A 3,065-nucleotide genomic window follows, 5' to 3' on the forward strand; every position below is an offset into this window, starting at 1 on the left:
AATCGTTTTATGCCACTCTGACATTTCGAAAATTATTGAATTCCAAAGTTTCAATCAATCTGAATCTAAATAAACTGCTGTAACATTAAGTAGCTAGTACCGTAAAGCTTATTTTCTTCTTACAGGTGCTATTATGAATGATATTCAAGGTGATAAAAAGTACGCACTTTAAAGTGCTATAGGTACTTTAAAGTACTTTTCTACTTATCCTCCTCTTACAGAGACTATTATGAAATATATTTAACTTATTAAGAATGTATGTACTAACGAATAATATTTTTACTTACAAACTTTTTTGCTCAATGGTTGTAAATTCATCATTTTTTTATTAAGACAAACGAAAAATAAAAAGAACCTAGTCAATACTAGATTCTTTTTTGATCAAAAACACTCTTATATTTCTCGTGTCTTGTTACAAAATACTTAGAATAGAACTTCTACTAAAGGCTCATTTTAATTACAGTAAAAGATTGGTGAAACGAATACATTACACAACCAAAAAAATAGGAGGAAACAAAAATGAGTGAAAAAACAGCAGGCTTCTCACAAGTAAATCATGTCGGAATTACAGTGAGCAATTTAGAAAAATCTATCGTTTTTTATGAAGCATTAACAGGTAAAAAAGTTTCAAACACCGATGAAATTGGAGGAAAAAGAATGGCACAAACTCAAGGGCTTGAAGATACTCGTATTAAATATGCCAACCTTCACTTAGATAATTTAAATATCGATATTTTAGAATATATCGTCCCTAAATCAGATAAAGCCTCTTACTCAAATGATCAAATTAGTGCGATGCATCTCTGTTTTGAAGTAGAAGATATTGATGCCGCTGTAGAACGTCTAAAAGCGATTGGGGTAGAACCAGATGGAGAGCCAATTGTCTTTCAAGAAGAAGACGGCTTGAAATCTGGATTTGGTACAGGAGTTGCCTACTTCCGTGATCCAGATGGTACTAATTTAGAGCTAATTGCTCCAAAAGGACCATTTAGACGTGAATAGTGAAAATAAATTAATACCGAAACAGCCACCTTATCTGAAAGGTGGCTGTTTGTTTCTAGATTGAATAAAAAGGACAAACTCTCCAATTCGAGAAGTTTGTCCAAAAATAGATATTTCATATTCCACTACTTTGACACCAAAATCAACAATCGTGAATTAGAATAATGATTTAATACTTGCTAAAACAGTAAGGACACCTACAATAATAACAAATACATTACTCATTTTTCCTTTGTATTTAGCTAGTACTGGTACTTTTTGAATCGCATACATCGGTAATAGACATAAGATAGCAGCAACTAATGGACCACTTAGAGAATCAATAAGTCCAAGAATACTTGGATTTGTATAAGCAACAAACCAGCATGATAATACAACAAAAGTAAGGACGATTGTCTTAATCGTTTTTTCTTCAATTACTTTTCCACGTGATTTACCGAACTTAATAATCATGTCACGCATTACTTCAAATGCTCCGATATAATGACCAAGGAAAGATTTTGTAATAGCCACAAAAGCAATGATTGGAGCTGCAATCGTGATTACAGGTGAATTCAGTTCATTAGCAAGATATGAAAGAATTGATAAGTTTTGCTCTTTTGCCATTTTTAAATCCTCTGGAGTCAAGCTTAGTGCACTGCTCCAAACGAAGAACATAACTACAACGAATGTCATAATATAACAAACTTTTTGTATTTGCGCACATTTCGCATCAGTAGCTTCTATTCCATACGTAGCTCTCTGTTTCACAACAAATGATGATATCATAGGTGAATGGTTAAATGAGAATACGATAATTGGTAGAATCATCAATATCGTTCCAAAATATCCTGTTCCTGTTGAAGCTGAAGATACAGCTGTAAAGCTAAGCATTGACGTATTCCACTGTGGAATTAAAGATACTGCAATAAACAGTAGAGAAGCTATGAAAGGATACACAAGCATACTCATGACCTTTACAGTAATATCTTGACCAAAATTTAGTATAGCGATAAGACCAAGAACTAATACAAGTGATAAAATCGCTCTTGGAGGCTCTGGCATGTGCAATTGATGCACGATAAAACTACTTGCAGTATTTGTAAGCGCAACCGAATACATTAATACGATTGTATAAATTGAACCGAAATATACGATGTTAAAAATGATACTCGCTTTATCTCCGAAATACTCTCTAATCGTACCTGTGATCCCCTCATCAGCAGAATTAGAAGCGTATATCATTTTAGCAAGTGCCCTATGTGAGTAGTACATAACTGGATATGCAAGCAATGTAATTAGTAGTAAAGATAATAAACCACCTGAACCTGCATTAATCGGTAAAAAGAGCACCCCTGCTCCAATTGCAGTTCCAAATAGGCTTAATGCCCATGTAGTATCCTGCTTATGCCACTTTTTCGGATCTGCATATTGCTCATTTTTTAGTGCGGTATTTTCAGCTTGAACTTCTATTTTCTTTGCAGTATTCCCGTTCATATAATAACTCCCCCTTGTATCTATTCCTGCGTCTCTCTTTATAGCTAACAAATATTTACCTTTTGGGATAATGAATTCCTTACAAGTTGCCCCACATTGTATGTCCTTCATCATAATGAATCCAAATTGAAACATTCGCTAGTTAGCGTCCTAACATAAATGTTAGCGTTCACAAAAAAGTTTACTCGTAATATCCGCTCTTTATATAAAGACCGCTTAAGAGAACAATATTGAATAGACTTCATAAATACGTTGCAACATTTCTAATAACAGTGTATTGCTTTAATGGTTTCTCTACATTACTTGTAACAGTAATTTCAGTTAAACCGGCCTCTCTTCATTTATGAGGCATTTCTTTCTCAATTCTATACATCACTTTAATAGCTTCGGCAGCATTTATGGTATTGATTACACAACCCACTGAAGCACTTTACATACATTTCGCCTCTAACCACACACCCTTCTTACTAATAATCGCATTTTTTATATTTTCTCCAGAGATAATAAAATTTCTCTCGACGCACTCATTATAACGTGTATATTTATAAAATTAATATTTTTATATTTTCAGAAATATTAAATGGATA

The 3,065-nt window shown here is 33.3% G+C and carries 2 protein-coding genes; one reads left to right on the forward strand and one right to left on the reverse strand.

All coding sequences use genetic code 11. The annotated features are described in order from the left end of the window. Positions 1-519 precede the first annotated feature (519 nt). Positions 520-1,002, forward strand: coding sequence for a VOC family protein (locus tag KI369_RS24815; RefSeq protein ID WP_212957926.1), 483 nt, complete (start codon positions 520-522; stop codon positions 1,000-1,002). A gap of 156 nt (positions 1,003-1,158) precedes the next feature. Here the strand turns inward: KI369_RS24815 and KI369_RS24820 are convergent, their stop codons facing one another. After that, positions 1,159-2,478 carry an aromatic amino acid transport family protein gene (locus KI369_RS24820; RefSeq protein WP_212957928.1) on the reverse strand — a complete coding sequence of 440 codons (1,320 nt, stop codon included), beginning with the start codon at positions 2,476-2,478 and terminating at the stop codon, positions 1,159-1,161. Between the last annotated feature and the right edge of the window lie 587 nt (positions 2,479-3,065).

It is taken from the genome of Bacillus sanguinis, from assembly GCF_018332475.1.
Classification (GTDB): Bacteria; Bacillota; Bacilli; order Bacillales; family Bacillaceae_G; genus Bacillus_A; species Bacillus_A sanguinis.

Excerpts from the sequence above, each read along its gene's own strand:
- KI369_RS24815 (WP_212957926.1), top strand. The coding sequence starts at position 520 with ATGAGTGAAAAAACAGCAGGCTTCTCACAAGTAAATCATGTCGGAATT.
- KI369_RS24820 (WP_212957928.1), bottom strand. The coding sequence starts at position 2,478 with ATGAACGGGAATACTGCAAAGAAAATAGAAGTTCAAGCTGAAAATACC.